Source organism: Sphingorhabdus sp. YGSMI21, assembly GCF_002776575.1.
GTDB lineage: Bacteria > Pseudomonadota > Alphaproteobacteria > Sphingomonadales > Sphingomonadaceae > Parasphingorhabdus.
The window spans coordinates 101207-116933 of the sequence record NZ_CP022548.1; the positions used below are offsets into that span (position 1 = coordinate 101207).

Genomic DNA, 15727 nt, shown 5'->3' on the forward strand with positions numbered 1-15727 from the left:
TTTGATTGATTTGCTATTAATGGGTTCTACCATTGTTGGCGCAGGGCAATCGTTCGAATGCACACCCACCCGTGTCTGGGATGGTGATGGTCCAATCTGGTGCGCCGAAGGTCCAAGAGTCAGACTATCAGGCATTGCTGCACGGGAAATGGATGGGACTTGTTCAACTGGTCATCCCTGTCCGAAGGCAAGTGCAAAAGAAGCACGCGACGCTCTAGTGAAATTGGTGGGCAAACCTTCTGGACGGTCAAGGGAGGGTCATGTTCTGGTCTCTGGACCTACATTGAAATGCCGGTCCGATGGCGGCGCTGGCGGCAAGCGCACTGCGGCATGGTGCGTGTCACCAAAATCTGGAGATCTATCGTGCGCGATGGTAAAAGGTGGTTGGGCACTCAAGTGGAGTAAATATTGGAAGTTGCACCGCTGTAGTGGATAATCAATTCCCTTTGAAAACAAGAATGACAAATATTTTGTTTGGCGCGGAAGTTTGCTTTTTTGCTTGGATGATTATCGGTTGGCCGATCTTGGATCTAATTATCCGGTGTTTTGACTAGGTTCAGGACCTATTAAATAGCTTGCATGATTGGTAGAAGGTTGATTCAATGGTGGCATCAAAGGAGGTGCCGCTGATGAGTGATCTGTTTATGTTGAGCAAGGCGCAGATGCGCCGGATAGAGCCATATTTCCCGTTATCGCACGGAGTTCCGAGAGTTGATGACCGGCGTGTATTGAGTGGCATTGTCTTCGTGATCCGTAATGGGTTGCGTTGGCGCGATGCCCCTGCAGCCTATGGCCCTCATAAGACGATCTATAATCGCTTTATCCGCTGGAGCCGTATGGGTGTGTTCAACAAGATATTCTCTGCTCTGGCAGCTACCAGCGATGCCGATGACGTGCTGATGATTGATGCCACGCACTTGAAAGCGCATCGCACCGCTGCCAGCCTTTTAAAAAAGGGTCTGTTTCCAGATATATCGGAAGAACGAAGGGCGGCTTAAACTCCAAGCTCCATGCCGTGTGTGACGGGTCAGGCAGGCCGTTGGTCCTGTGTTTAAGCGAAGGGCAGATGAGCGATCATATCGGTGCAAAGCTCACATATTCCGCGCTACCCGATCATGCCCTCTGCATGATCGGGGACAAAGGCTATGACAGCGACGAGTATCGCGCCGCCCTGCAGGCCAAAGGCATCACGCCGTGCATCCCGCCGCGAAAGGGACGGATATTACCCGCTGACTTCGACAAAACCCTCTACCGGCAACGTCACAAAATCGAGAATATGTTCGGACGCATCAAGGACTGGAGGCGTATCCACACCCGCTATGACCGATGCGCACATACCTTCATGTCCGCCATCGCAATCGCAGCTACCGTCATCTTCTGGCTCAGTTAATGAGTCCTGACCCTAGTCATTCTGCAAATTAAATTCGGACATAGTTCATATTTTGCGCTCATTCTCCTACTATGTTTCGCGTGTCTTTATTCCAATAAGCAGGCTTGGTGTTTGCCGACTGCTGGGCGATGGTCACAAGGCTTCGTCTTATCCGTATAGCGGTGAGCTGAAACAACGGCTGGTTTTTCGCAAAATCATAGCGAAATTGTTGCTCGGATCTATCTCGAGCTTAATCTGAAATCAGGGATTGCCACCAGTTAATCAGAGCTCCTCGCACAATGTAGGCAAAGAGATGGAGATGCATGGGGAACTCCTCTTCACGCCAGCTTGCACCATGCGATGCAGCTCCCAGACCGCCTGGCTTCTCCCAAGGAGCCTCGCCCTTGCCATAATCCCGAGGTGGATGGCACATAGGCGATGGGAACGGGGTTCCGTCGTGAAGGGCTTTAGAGCGGTGGTCGTATATCTTGGTGATGGCGTCCCTATAGGAGCGCTTTCCAAAATCGAACCGTTCCATTGTCGGACGAGTAGGAGGAGGTTCGGGCATAAATGTAGTGCTAAAGCTTATGAATTTTCCCGTGGAGCCAATGACCTGATGCAGTTCTTCAGCGACCTTGCTTACGAGGTCAGAGTCCGTATTGTCTTGAAGAATTGCAACGAGGCCAGGTTTGCTGTGCTTGAGCTTTTCTGCCGGTGACATACGGGAAGCATCCCAGAAGCCCGCAGCAATCTCGATCGCGGAAACGAGCAAGAGCCAAGCGGTCTCTGGGGTCGTGTCTGCGATCCACAGTGCCTGCTGATATGTCCGGGCGCTCTTAACGAGTGTAGTCGCTGCAGCAGCCGAGAGCGTCGGCAGCGTGTCAAATAAGGTAACGTCGGTGAGGCTGCGTGTGCCGAACAGACTTTGCATCTGGGGCGGGCCCAAGCGCGGTGGAAGCGATGGAAGGAGCGCCGAGGCATACGTCCTCGGTCGTCCGAGCGGATCATTATCGGCGCCAAACTCGCGCACTTCTGGTCCTGCTACTATTCGAAGGCCCAACTCAAGCGAGAGGAGAGCAGCAACTTCGTCGGGAAGCCAGCCACCATGATAATGTTTCGCTGATGTCACGCTCATGTCGGGCATTTCACCAGGAAGGTGGTGGGCGACACGAAGAATGAGCGCTGGCTTCCATTCATGCTTCCCGCCTGAATGGGTAGTCTGCGCCAAGGCATTGAGAATGTTGAATGGTCCGCGATCGCGGGCCTCGGCGGTGAACCATGCATCCGAGTAGAGGGGGTATTCACTTATCCAATAAGGATTCTCACTACCTTTTGAAGCGAGCCAGTTTCGCCAAATGCGGGGCGCGCCCGGCTCAGGGAGCAGTTTTAGAGTCGCCCGTTGGTCTTCGTTCATTGACGTGCCTTCATCCGTGTTTTCAATACCAGTTAGAGAGACGTTAGACTAGGCCAGCTAGGCCCAAACATGTCGCGACCAAGTATAAATGCGCAGAAGCCTTCCATCTCGCATTTGGCGAACTGATCGTTAGGACCAGTTTCGCCACCCGCTCTACCCTGCATCTAGCAAAAAGCTTGCGTCGGAAAGTAACATTGAAAGACCTCCTCGCCGCGCACTCCCAGTGGACGGTCTGAACTTTGGGCACTTCCCGCCAAAAAGCAATCGAGAGAAACAGCGAATCCTGCAATTCCTACCTTATACATTGGTTTCTTCGAGCTATAATTTGTAAGGACAAAGACGTATTGTTTGGCGCGACCTATAGCTGGTAATACCAATTGAAATAATGCAATAAATAGCAACTTTTAACAACGTGTCAGTCCGCTTCCTGGTCAATTTCGGCTATTTCTCCAAGCTGCATGTGGCTGGATTCGGAACTCATTTATTTTTTGTTTTGTCAGCAGGCTTAACTAATATACTTTTGACAGATTCTTCTGATTTCCTGCCTGATTGTTTGATTTCATCCTTGCCAGGATACAAATAGGCGCCTGGTTTTTCATTTAAATACGCATTGCTTTCAATAACGACTGTTTGGCCGCGCTCATCATCGGTCGTTTTTTGGACTCTATACCCCAAGGAATAGAATAATGGGTCCAGCAGGAGTAAAAGAATAAACGCGACAAATGCTCGCAGCAGATGGTGATGAATGACTCGTATGCGTGTCACCTTTGAGTTCACAACATCACGAGATCGCCTTGATGCTAACAAAATATTGCGCGTCAAACGTGCCAATGGCCGACTGGACCCCCACGCTGAAGCTACATCAGCTTCGCCAACCCGCTGGAAACCAGATACTTGGAGCGCCTTAAAAGAATGATATCCAGCGGCCATAACGTAAACCATAGCTGTTATCAGCACCACAAACTTCAATCCGCTAGGAGCTGGGCCAGCTTTGCTCTCCCAATAGGTTGATTGTAGCGTAATCAGGAGAGGCACTAGTGCCGCGAGAACTGCAAGATACGTGGTCGCTTTACTCTCTGCGGTCTTCACTCGCTGATCTTCAGACGCAGCAACGCGGCGGGCTTCGTCCAGTGCATGTTCCTCGTTCTGCCGAAATTTGGCAGAATTTATGGATGCGAGATCCTCAGCCAGTCTTTCTTTATCCTTCTCAACCTGATCGTCCGGTAGTGTTTCAATATATGGAAATATTATATCAATTAATTTCCGCCAATTCATCGCGCTAATCCATCCACTATAGCAGCGGAGATTGGCGCCGCGGTCTTCTGTTCAATCCAAGCCCATTGACCATTGGGATTGTTCCCCGTCAGCACCTGTGGCACAAATTTGATGTTGTAAGTTAAGGAGGATTTGGGTCTCGTCGTAGTGACGAAGGAACGAAGATGAGACCCAAATCCTCAAAACCCAAAGCGAGTGCTGAGCGGGTAGTAAAAGACATTCGGCGGGCAACTCGCCGGCACTTTTCAGCAGAGGACAAGATCAGGATCGTGCTGGAAGGTCTGCGCGGCGATGACAGCATTGCCGAACTGTGCCGCAAGGAAGGCATCGCACAGAGCCTATATTACGTCTGGTCGAAGGAGTTCATGGAGGCTGGCAAGCGCCGATTGGCCGGTGACACTGCGCGTGCTGCTACCAGTGACGAGGTGAAGGACCTGCGGCACCAGGCGCGCGACCTGAAGGAATGCGTAGCCGATCTTACTCTCGAGAACCGTCTGCTTAAAAAAACGTATGGCCCGCCTCTTTGCAATAGTAGATTTTTTGATAGCAATCGCACGGTCTGCGTAAACGTATGCGGCATATCGATCATCTGATCGTCGCCAAGATGGATATTCGCGCGGCCCGGTCCTCATAAGCATGTCGGCTTCGAAGAGCCATTTTTTTAACCAGGTGTCCGGTCCGCCGATCAACCGTTCGGCCATCTCACTTTCCACTCGCAAAAGCGTATCTCTCGATAGATTGTAACTCCTTGATATTTATGCCACAGATTTGGCGGGCGCATTCCGATATGCTTCTTGGTGACGCAAGGTTGCCCACGCGATACGCACCAGTTTGTTGGCAAGCGCTACAACTGCAGTGTTGCGGTGAGACCGGGCAAGCAGCCCGCGCAACCAAAAGCCCAATTGGGTCTCGCTTTTCGCCAGCCACGGTAAAGCAGCTCGCGCACCGTGGATAAACAGTGTTCGCAAATAGATGTTACCCCGCCTGCTTATGCCCAGAAGCTTAGGCTTGCCGCCGGTGGTTCGTTGTTTTGGAACGAGGCCAAGCCATGCGCTAAGATCACGGGCACGCGTAAAAGAACTGGCATTGCCAATCGCTGCAACCAGTGCTGTTGCTGTCAACGGTCCGATACCCGGAACAGAAGTCAGGCGCTGAGTATCCGGATCTGACCGGACACATTGAGCAAACTCACGGTCCAGAATGGCAATACGGCCATCGAGTTCTCTCCATTCATCTCGCATATCCGCTATTAGTTCGAATATTCTTTGACTGATGCCGGTAGCCGGTTCGCCCAGCATCGCATCAATCGCCAGCTCAAGCTTGCGCCTGCCTTGCGGAAATCTGAGCCCCCGCTCTAACAGAATGGCTCGCATCTGATTTATTAGCATCGTGCGTGTACCCACAAGCCGTGAACGCGAACGGTGCAGCGTCTGCATGTCGAGCTGTTCGGCGCTCTTAAGTTCAACAAAGCGCATTGTCGGGCGCGAAGCAGCTTCAGCAATAGCTTCGGCATCGCGTTCATCGTTCTTCTGAGCTTTAACATATGGCCGCACGTATTCCGGCGACATCAGTCGGATCTCGTGTCCTTGCCGGGCAATTAAACGGCCCAGATGATGAGCACCGCAACAGGCCTCCATTGCAACGATGCATGTTGAGAGTCGCTCTGTAAATTTTGGAATCGTATCGGGCCGCATGCGCTTGCGGAATATTAACTGTCCGCTGATATCGAAACCGGCGAGGCTGCAAATGTTCTTGCCTAGATCCACGCCCAAAACAGCAATGTTAGTGTTGTTCATGACAATCTCCTCATTTTGTACCTCAGCCCATAATGACAGCTTCGTTTGAGGCGGGCCATTCCATAAGCATGAGCGGGCATGGGGGAGACGAGGAATGAGATATCCTGCATCCGAAAAGCTGGAGATCATCAGGATCGTCGAGCAGTCGCATCTGCCTGCCAAGCAAACGCTGGACAGGCTGGGCATCGCGCGCCGGACCTTTTACCGCTGGTATGACAAGCATCTGGAGGGCGGGCCTGAAGCGCTGGAGGATCGGCCGTCTTCGCCAAGCAGGGTATGGAATAGGATCCCGGCACATATCCATGACCAGATTATCGAACTGGCGTTGGAACAATCCGAACTCAGCCCGCGCGAACTGGCTGTGCGGTTTACCGATGAGAAGCGCTACTTCGTGTCGGAAGCCACGGTTTACCGCCTGCTGAAGGCTCATGACCTGATCACCAGCCCGGCTTATGTGGTGATCAAAGCGGCGGACCGCTTCCATACCCAGACAACCCGGATCAACGAGATGTGGCAGACGGATTTTACCTACTTCAAGATCATTGGCTGGGGGTGGATGTATCTATCGACGGTGCTGGATGATTACTCTCGCTACATCATCGCCTGGAAGCTGTGCAGCACGATGCGGGCTGAAGACGTCACCGACACGCTGGATCTGGCGCTGGCAGCGTCAGGCTGCGACCAGGCCCGCGTCCATCACAGGCCCCGGTTGCTTAGTGACAATGGCCCGAGTTACATCGCTAGCGAGCTGGCGGAATACATCGAAGCCCAGCGCATGAGCCACGTTCGCGGTGCTCCGTTCCATCCGCAGACGCAGGGCAAGATCGAGCGCTGGCACCAAACTTTGAAAAACCGCATCCTGCTGGAAAACTACTTCCTGCCTGGCGATCTCGAAACCCAGATCGAGGCGTTCGTGCAGCATTACAATCACCAGCGCTATCATGAGAGCCTAAAAAATGTGACGCCCGCAGACGCCTACTTTGGCCGCGCAGAAGCCATCATCAAACAACGGGAAAGGATCAAACGAAAGACCATTGAACATCGGCGCTTGCAACACCGCAAGCTAGCCGCCTAATATCAACCAATAAGACGAGGCCGATGCTCCGCTAATTTACGCAGCCATCTGTGCCAAATGTTCTGACGACGGACACATTGGGATTAGCCTCCAGAAACCAATAATGCCCTTCCAGATCTTCTATAAGATCAATGGCAGCAAACCTTAAGCCGAGCAATTTTACAACCGAGAGACAGGATAACTCTATGTTTTTTGGAAGTTTGATTGAGTCGTGGGACAGGTCAGTTCTAACTCCACGGCGCCAATCGGTTTGCGTTTCTTCGTGATCCTGTGAACCTATGGCTGTGGCGAACAAATTGTCATCAACTACGATTACTCGAATATCGCAACGCTTGCGTATTTCTGTTTGAGCAATAATTGGTGCCCGATTAATCGCCTCACAATCTGTTTCATCCAGTCCTACGAGCTGGCTAGTAAATACGACACTGCCTCTATTACCTTTCTCGATCAGTGCATGGCGCAGTGGCTTGACTACGGTGGAGTCACTTGATGAGAATTCATGTAAAGTTGAGAAATTATTGGACACGAGAGTAGCAGGAACGGACAGTCCGGCTTGTCGCGCGAGTTTTAACTGTCTGGGTTTGTCCTCAGCTCGGAGGATCGAGAAAGGCGAATTAAGCCAACGACCTTCTAGCGCATTCCACATACTGCGGAGAACTGCAGACCATTCGGCCGTTAGATAAGATACGATTGCTTCATCGGTTTCTGCAAATTCAGGGCGTCCTGGCCTTCGGTAATAGGCCGCTGTTATCTTACATAGGTCAAGCGCCTCCGAAGCCCTAGTTAAGCGCATTATGGCAGGGTTGCCATCAATCATATCGATCTGAAAATCACCAATATCCTCAGTGTTTAATCGAAAGAAGGCGATCTCCCGGCGGCGCATTTCTTGGACTACAAAATCCGTCGTAACATCACGCTTGTTGGTCGCGAGCAGGATCAAGAGATGTCAGCCCTAAAACTCAAATGACAGGGTCAACTTCATCGTCTCTTTCTTGAACAACCTCAGTCTTGGTTTGGAGCTCAAGCAGGCCAGATTGCGCGTCTTGATCATCTGCTTCTTGTCTGACTTTGGTGTATGTCGAAGTTTCCACCATTGCAGCGTTGTCATAATCATCGTCATCGGTTTCAACCTGCGTCATAGTTTTACTTTGTGTGGCAATCAGTGACCCTCCGTCGATTTCAATTATCGGACGTTCGCCAGTCACCGTTTCCAAAACCCAGACTTTTTGCTCATCGCAATAATGACCCGGCATCTCCGCATCAGCAGATCTGGGCTGTGCAAAGCGGAAAAGAAAAGGCTCAGGTTTCTTGAGTAGCAATTTAGTCATATGAAAATTTCTATCATGCTATCGAAGTTCCTACAATTGCATTTATTCAACATGTGTCTTCTAACCTAGAACGTGAGAATCGGTTTTAGCGGCATCCTCGACCTGTTTCTCTAACTTATGAGCTTCTGCAATCCCCACCGAAATCAGACATCCTAAGACATAATCCATACGAGCTCGTTGCGGATGATCGGGCCTGATGAGGTTTGGCTCCTCAGCGATTGCGGCCTCAAACCATTCGACGATCTTGCCGCCAATTCCCATCGTAACCCACAGACCTTGGTCAGAAGGCAATCGCACCATCCATGCCTCGGTCGCCGTAAGGAGGAAATCCAGATGCCGCGCGCGTGGAGCGATAAGAACCACATTCATTGTGCATAGAGCTACGAAGCTCGTCGGCCCTCCAGACTGAAGGACACGAATTGGAATGAGCAACGGGTCCAGCCTGTCTGCAACCGCAGGAACCAAGTAACTGCTTGTACCATTGAAAGGGTCGTGTGTATTGAACAGTATCTTCGCAACTACCCCGCCAGTGTCGTAGTCAATCGAGAGATCGCCTGGAGAATAATTGTATCGCCAGCGTTGCAACGCCATTACGCGGGTCACCATGCGCCGCCGCAACTCGACGGCTCGATCAGGTAATCGTGTGGCGTCATTAAAGTAAAGCACATCGGCCCTATGAAGCACGGTTTCAGCTACATCCGCAAAACACTTATCCGGCAGATCGGTAATCTGACCGACAAGTTCTTCAAATTGCTCAGGCTCCGCATCCATCAGCGTCTCCGCGAACAAGGAATAGAACTGGGTATTCCATTCGTTTGCGGAACGGTCAATGTCGGCGTCTGTCGGCAAATTTGCGCCGTTTATTCTGGCGCTCCATCTCGCATAAGCCGAAACTATTTCGCCGCCCCAATCAAAATACTCGCGATCAGCATGGCTAAGTAAACTAAGCCACCGTGCGGCTGACTGGCTCTCAACATGTAGTCCTGCGTCAGCGTTGTCCGATTCCTCGGGCAAATCTTTATCTAGTTCTGCCTGTTTCCCTAGTAAAGTCCGGGGCCGGTGCGAGTTTAGCAGGATAGGATTCTCATCCGGGAAGGTCGGCCAAGCCGGTTCCTCGGCACCGTCAAGCCAAGCGACCTCGGCAGCCACAGCCTCCTGCACAGTAGCATCGCGGTCCTTCTCGAAGCATTTTTGAACCGCATCGTCCTCATTGTGCGGGTGCCATCGCCAGACAAAGCCTGCGAACGCCGCTCGCATGGCTGCTTTAAACAACCGGGGGTCTTTTTCCGCGATCATGGAGAGAGCTGCTGCAAATGCAGGAAGATTAGCTCGATTCCTCTGCGCGGCGATTGAGACTAGTTTGTCCCGATCCTTTTTTAATCCACGTCTCCTCCAAAGATGCAGAAGCGCAAGCGCACCGATTGCAGGTCTGTTGAAGCGCAATGTTTTCTGAGAACCGGAATAGTGATCTTTCTCCTCCTCGAGGGCGCGCCGGATGACCTCCCGCACCCAATCTTCGTGCGATTCAAGCAGATCGTCTTCGCCGTCGCGCGCGACTAGTAACGCAGTCACTGTGAGGCGTGTCGAGCGCGACTTCAGCACATCGGTATCACTCTCATCGGGCAAATCGCCGGCTGCGTACTCTACCGCCAAGCGCGCGGTTTCGGTGGTCGCATATTCACCGCCATCGATCGCGAGATCGATACGCGCTGCCTTCTCGGAAGTCTGAGCCAACTGGCTGCCATGTGCCTGCATCTGCGCGAGATGCGCCGCTTCGTTTGACGGCGACTGGTACATCAGCTGACCGTTCTTGATTTCCTTCCAGTTCGAGAGATCGAGATAGTTGAGCGCATGCCGTCCGGCAAAACGAGCATCAGAAAAATCCGAATATGTCGCATATGGTTCGAGTGTCGAAGCTGCGTGAGCTAAGCGCTTGCGCAACGTGTTTCCTACCTCATCGTCCCGAAGATAGGCGAATAACGCATCGGAAAGCGGAGTTTCACGCGACGGACGTGCTCTGAGGTCAGCAAGCGTTACAAGCCCTGCGGGTTCCTTCTCGCCAAATAACAACAGATCATTGCCTACTTGATCGTGCACGGCTCGGGTTTTATCGATGGCAAGAAGCTCGGGACAGGCAAGAAATGGTACCAGCGCTTCACGGCCTTCATCAAAATGCGAGAGTAGCACATCAATCGCAACCAAAAGATAGGCAGAACAGCTCCCTTCTGGACCCAGAATATCGGCCACTACTGCATCAACTGGTTCGCCGTCATCGAGCCGCCTGTGGCTCCATGCCTCAAGTGCCTTTAGCCCGGAAGCGACAGAATATTCTCGGGCTTGGTCGCGGGACCAGAAGTAGGTCTCTGTCCAGGGAAAAAAGCGCGGCCCGTCGTCAAACACGAGGGTGAATCCGTTTTCTCCAGGGTCCGCTCCTTCGCTGTAAGCCTCGCCCGCCGAGCTAACGAGGCGACGCACTAGCGCCAGCCCGTTCTCCGGTGATGCGGTTAGCAGATCGAGAAACGGAGGTTGCGCGGGCGATGCAGGGAGATAGTCACTGTCGGCAAAACTAAAAACACGGCCTCTCTTCCCCCCGTGGAGCGAGCTTTTGCGGCGGCTCGGCTCAATGAGGCTGTTTGCAACAAGATTGACCAACTCGACCGGGGCGACCGACGCCACGACCGCGCTGAACTGACGTATAGCCTTCACCTTATGGGTGTCACGATCCGCATTGATTTTCTTTAGATATGCTTTGGCAGAATTCGGCGAGAGTGCGGATAGCATGAGCGTGATAGATCGAAGATCTTCAATCATTCTCCGTCGAGTACCGCTTTCCATCCGCTCTATCGTAGAATCTGTTGGAATAGTGATGTCCGCCTCCCGCACGTCGAGCTGACCCAACCAACCGAAGAGCATCGTTGCGGTTGACGAACCGAGATTGGTGAGCGCCTGAAGGGTCAATATTTGCAACTTAACGAGGTCGATGACCGCACTGATCGCATGGATCGGAATTTCAACCCGATGAGCTAGCACCCATTTTAACAACCTGTAACCAGTGCCGGTCATATTGGTACGGAACGATTTCGGGACAGGGTTGCCGGTTTTTATTTTCATTGACGCATAAAGTTCTGCCGTAGAGATCGTATCAACCGCCGCAATTACCGTTACGAGCTCTGTGAAGAGGCTTCCGCCCCGAGCAAGCAATGCCATACTACAGCGTTCGAGTAAGTCTTCGGCAACTTCTGAACGCACAATCGCCAGCAAAGCATTTCGTCGCCAAGAGCTATGGGCTCCCGCCGGGGAAAGTATGTCGAGAAGGCTCAGCCATTGAGTACAGTCATCAGACATCTCCAGTGAGAGGCGAGCAGCCAATTCGACGCCGCGTGCGACCCGCGGAGATGCGGGCACCGTGAAATCGGTTTCGGCAAGTCTCTTGTGATTCTCGTGGACGTAGTTCCCAATCCCCCAGTCGCGGAGCACATCGTGATAGAACGCGAGTTGATCGCGATGGGACTCGGTTAGAGTTAGCGATCCGATTAGATGAGTGCGAGCAGCGGAGTCATCGCGCAACTCCATCGTGTTTCCGCCATTTAGGCTTATCTCCGCCAGCTCGGCGATGATACGCTGCCCCGCTCTTATCGCGTCGTCGGGCGCATTGTCTGCCGTTGCCCACCACTGGCTGGCCAAAGCTGCCTCTGTTCGGATGTCGGCGGACAACGGTACTTTGATCAGACGCGATAGACGGTAAAGATTACGGGAGATGTTGGCAGCCGGATGTCCAGAAGCTAGGATTGCACGAAGTTCTGGCGCACCTTCCGAAAGAGTTTCGACTTCCTCATCGGTCAACTCTCCAACCGAAACGGAGCGAATTCCATCAAAGGCATCAATAACGTCGTCGGCGATCCACCGGTTGGTGTTAGGATCTGCGGTGGCGCGCGCCGTTACTACGACAGAAAAGCCGGTGACGGCCGACGCCTCCCGCAGCAACTCGTTGACTGTCCGCTGGCTACCCGGGTCTGAGAACATCTCCAGGCCATCGATCACTATGAGACCGCCGCCGCTCGCCGCGAGATCATTGAAGAATTCGCTGACGGTTCCAGGAACACCGATCGCCTGGGAGAACGACAGCCATCCGCCAGCGGGCGTCGAAATTTGATCGAGAACGATCACCCGTGCCTCGCGTCCGATACGCTCCGCCACCAGCTTCAGGACACCCGACTTGCCGACACCCGGTCCGCCACGTAGCTCGATGAAGCGGTGTTCTTCAAGCGCCGTGTTTAGGCTGTCCACGGCCTCGTGGCGCGTGAGTGTAACACCTCCAACCGTTGTGCCTATCCCGGCTAACGTCATTCGGGCCAGATCAGCTAAACGAGCGCGCGCTGGCCTATAGTCCCGGTCGCCAGCGAGACTAAAGCCGCGATCAACCAGCTTCGCGCGAAGTTCATCCCGGCTGATCGCACCCCCAACTTTCGCGATAGAGATCGAAATCTCAATGAGTTCACTCCAGAGACTTTCAGCCCGTGAGATATCCTTATCTGCGAGCACCTGCTGAGCCAACGCTAGTGCATGCAGGCGAGCAAGTGGCGCTATCGACTCAAAATCAAAGACCAAGATTGCGAAGCGGCGCATAAGTTTCCAAATGACATCGTCGTCATCGACCACTCCTGCAGCGAGCAAATTTGACCTAAAGGTGGCGACGAAAGAGCGCATCGCGTCGCTTGCGACGCCTTTAGCCGCAACCCTATCGAAAAACTGGCGACCACTCTCCGCCGTCTTAGCCCAGAGGAGGACGTCTTGGTACGGTCCGGAGATGGATTTACTTTGTCGCTGAGTTGCAACCGCTAGAAGGTGTCGTTCATCTGGCAAATCCCGCTTTTGGGTACGAGCAATCTGCATTGCCACCTCTGCGAAGGTCGCATCTTTTCGAGTGAAGGCGATATTCCGCTTTGATTGAATCTCAAGTAGCGCGTCGCCAGCGCGGCTTTTACCTTCAAGGATTAGATCATCCATCGCATAGCCCTGTTCGGTCCCTTGGAATCGGACAATGGTGAGCTTTGTCCCGGGCATTCCGCGCGGTTCCGTTCCGGCGAGCAAGGCTAAGAGGTAGTATGCACCAAGTTCTCCCTCGATATAAACTCCTGCACCACCTCTGGAGGCTGGGCTGGATCCGCTCTCGCCGTTTTTTTGCTCTGCCATAACTAGAATGTGTGATCCGGCTAATCCACAGTCAAGCGATTAAGCATCGTCGACAGCGTACTATTCCAATCCTCATGATCCAAAACTCGTATCTCGCATGTTTAGGCTCCAAATATCCGGTTATTTTTGCTAATCATAGAACGATTTGCCGTCGGTTTAATGATTGCTGAAGCCTTTGAGCCCATGACTATTTTTACCAATTTCACATGCATGCACTCTCTACATCAGCATTCTATTCAATCCATCGGGCTTTCTTTCCCATCGTCAAACATATTACTAACTTCTGTTAGCCGGTGAATATGAAGCGCAGATTTACTCATGCAAAAGCAACACTCGCAGACACCTTGTGGGATTGCCAAAAGCGTAAGTTGTGATTTGAGACCGGAAGAAATGTATGCCGAACCTTGAATCAAACATGATTAATTTTTCGATCGTTTGTCGGCTCTTTTCTTTAGAGCTGGACTTAGTCTATCCTCTTCCTGCGCTGCAAAGCCGGCGACAAGCGCATCCCTCATTGGAGGATATTCCAGCATATCAACGGGAACTGCTCTGATCTGGGTCGCCCCGCGTTTAAGCCCTCCGAATTTTTTGCTCTTGGGATAAGGAAGCCGGGGTACGATAATGTGGACAATAAAGCCGAACATGGTCCAATCCATCATAAAATGACCAAATTTTCCATTTCGCTTCTTTTGTGTAGAGAAAACTTCCGGTCCTTTCATGAATTGCCCCATCCATTCGTCACCAAATCCGCCAGATTTTCGAGGCGTTTTGTCAATAAGGCGTCCAATTCGGACCGTACAGTGTTTCAAAACTTCATCCGAAGGCAAACGTATCAACGCGTCCAGTTCTTCCATATGCTTTGAGCTTAACACGACTTCACTGAACATCAGGGCATCCGACCGGGCTATTCTCCACGCCACTGAACCAACAGCATGGGCCATTTGATTGGCTGGAAAATCTATAGTAGTCCGAAGACCTTGCCTTTTAATCTCATTTTCCAGCACTTTTAATGCGTTGGTCAACGGTCCGTCAAAATTGCGATTAAAATCATTTTCGCATTTTTCACAAAGTAAAGGCGCCTCGCCGGTGTCACTCGTCAAATGCACGTCCCCGTCTCCTTTGGGAATACCAATGGCCTTTCCACTGCCCGCTCTAAGCATTGTCTTGAACGCTGCCTTTGGAATGGCATGAGACATGCTCAACTTGCCGTAACTTGAGCAATATGCGCAGAACGCGCACATGTCTGGAGATTTGCTAATATTTTTCATTGATGAGTTTATATAGGTGCCGCTTACTTCAAAAGAGTCAACAATGTCAGCTGATATCATCAAAACTAGACTATTCTTGTTTCTGCAAATAATCCTCCACTCTCATCAACGTCCTAGCCCGCGGCCTACGCCCTTCCCTTAAATCCAATACAAATCTCGGGTCACCGACAGCACGTCTGCCAAACCGCGTCGGCGACATATGCGTCCGCTTCAGATGCTTTTCGATACGATCCAACAGTTTCAAATGAGGCCTCCTCGAATCATAAATTACTTGTGTTCTTGTTATGTTCCTAGTAGGAAGATTGCATATTGTCTAGGATAAATCCTATTGAGGGGTCGAAAGGCACAAAACATGGATGATGTACGAGAAACTCTGGATCGGCTGATCCGCCAAAACGGGGATGATTATTCCGGCCTCTCAAAAATGCTTGGCCGTAATGCTGCCTATATCCAGCAGTTCATAAAGCGCGGTTCGCCGCGCAAGCTGGACCCGGAGGACAGACTTAGGCTAGCGAGCTTTTACGGTATTGACGAACAACTGTTGGGCGGGCCGCCGCCAACTGGCAGTGACGGAATGGTCGAAGTCCCTGTGCTCGATGTCAATGTCTCTGCAGGGCATGGCGCGCTGGCGACAAGCGAGGATAGGAAAACGCGTTTCTCTTTTGATGAACGCTGGCTGCGCAAACTGACACCGGCTAGAGGCGTCAGCCTTTCGGTCGTCCGCGTCATGGGCGATTCCATGGAACCAACATTGTCGGACGGAGATGACGTTCTCGTAGATGCTTCCGACCATGGTTCCCGGCTCCGCGATGGGATCTATGTTATGCGGATCGATGATACATTGGTGGTCAAGCGCATTGCGCTAAGACCCGATAGTCCCTTCATTACCATCGCCAGTGATAACCCGACTTATCCGACCTGGGAGGATATTGATCGCAGCACCGTCCATATCGCAGGCCGGGTACTTTGGTTTGGTCGCGCGCTTTGAGAAATATGTCACTCTGAACTA

The 15727-nt window shown here is 52.1% G+C and carries 9 protein-coding genes and 2 pseudogenes; 4 read left to right on the top strand and 7 right to left on the bottom strand.

Translation table 11 applies throughout. The annotated features are described in order from the left end of the window. Positions 1-629: 629 nt before the first annotated feature. Positions 630-1390 (top strand): IS5 family transposase gene (locus CHN51_RS00525; protein ID WP_100095349.1). Its coding sequence is split into 2 segments (ribosomal slippage): positions 630-963 and positions 963-1390, totalling 762 coding nucleotides; the frame shifts between segments, so codons are not numbered across the junction. Positions 1391-1619: 229 nt separating this feature from the next. Here the strand turns inward: CHN51_RS00525 and CHN51_RS00530 are convergent. Beyond that, positions 1620-2783 (bottom strand): hypothetical protein, encoded by a 1164-nt coding sequence (locus CHN51_RS00530; RefSeq protein ID WP_100092281.1) that lies wholly within the window; start codon positions 2781-2783, stop codon positions 1620-1622. 477 nt (positions 2784-3260) lie between these two features. Beyond that, on the bottom strand, positions 3261-4058 hold the full coding sequence (locus CHN51_RS00535) for a hypothetical protein (protein ID WP_100092282.1): 798 nt from the start codon (positions 4056-4058) through the stop codon (positions 3261-3263). Positions 4059-4222: 164 nt separating this feature from the next. Here CHN51_RS00535 and CHN51_RS00545 point away from each other — a divergent pair. Beyond that, positions 4223-4564: pseudogene (locus tag CHN51_RS00545) on the top strand (transposase); the annotation flags it as partial. A 249-nt stretch (positions 4565-4813) separates the two neighbouring features. On the opposite strand, the gene CHN51_RS00550 reads toward CHN51_RS00545, so the two are convergent. Further along, complete coding sequence (locus CHN51_RS00550; protein ID WP_100092283.1) at positions 4814-5854, bottom strand: IS110 family transposase; 1041 nt, start codon at positions 5852-5854, stop codon at positions 4814-4816. 64 nt (positions 5855-5918) lie between these two features. Between CHN51_RS00550 and CHN51_RS00555 the strand changes: the two are divergent. Further along, positions 5919-6929: pseudogene (locus CHN51_RS00555) on the top strand (IS3 family transposase); the annotation flags it as partial. Between the two features lie 31 nt (positions 6930-6960). Here the strand turns inward: CHN51_RS00555 and CHN51_RS00560 are convergent. The 4 genes from CHN51_RS00560 to CHN51_RS00575 form a co-directional block, all read right to left on the bottom strand. After that, on the bottom strand, positions 6961-7869 hold the full coding sequence (locus CHN51_RS00560; protein WP_100092284.1) for an MvdC/MvdD family ATP grasp protein: 909 nt from the start codon (positions 7867-7869) through the stop codon (positions 6961-6963). A 19-nt stretch (positions 7870-7888) separates the two neighbouring features. Next, positions 7889-8257 (bottom strand): hypothetical protein, encoded by a 369-nt coding sequence (locus CHN51_RS00565; RefSeq protein WP_100092285.1) that lies wholly within the window; start codon positions 8255-8257, stop codon positions 7889-7891. 60 nt (positions 8258-8317) lie between these two features. After that, positions 8318-13450, bottom strand: a complete 5133-nt coding sequence (locus tag CHN51_RS00570; RefSeq protein WP_100092286.1) for a hypothetical protein — start codon at positions 13448-13450, stop codon at positions 8318-8320. A gap of 419 nt (positions 13451-13869) precedes the next feature. Beyond that, positions 13870-14778: a hypothetical protein gene (locus tag CHN51_RS00575; RefSeq protein WP_123906199.1), complete on the bottom strand. Its 909-nt coding sequence runs from the start codon at positions 14776-14778 to the stop codon at positions 13870-13872. A 292-nt stretch (positions 14779-15070) separates the two neighbouring features. Here CHN51_RS00575 and CHN51_RS00580 point away from each other — a divergent pair, with 292 nt between their 5' ends. Further along, positions 15071-15706 (top strand): S24 family peptidase, encoded by a 636-nt coding sequence (locus tag CHN51_RS00580; protein ID WP_100092288.1) that lies wholly within the window; start codon positions 15071-15073, stop codon positions 15704-15706. Positions 15707-15727: the final 21 nt, after the last annotated feature.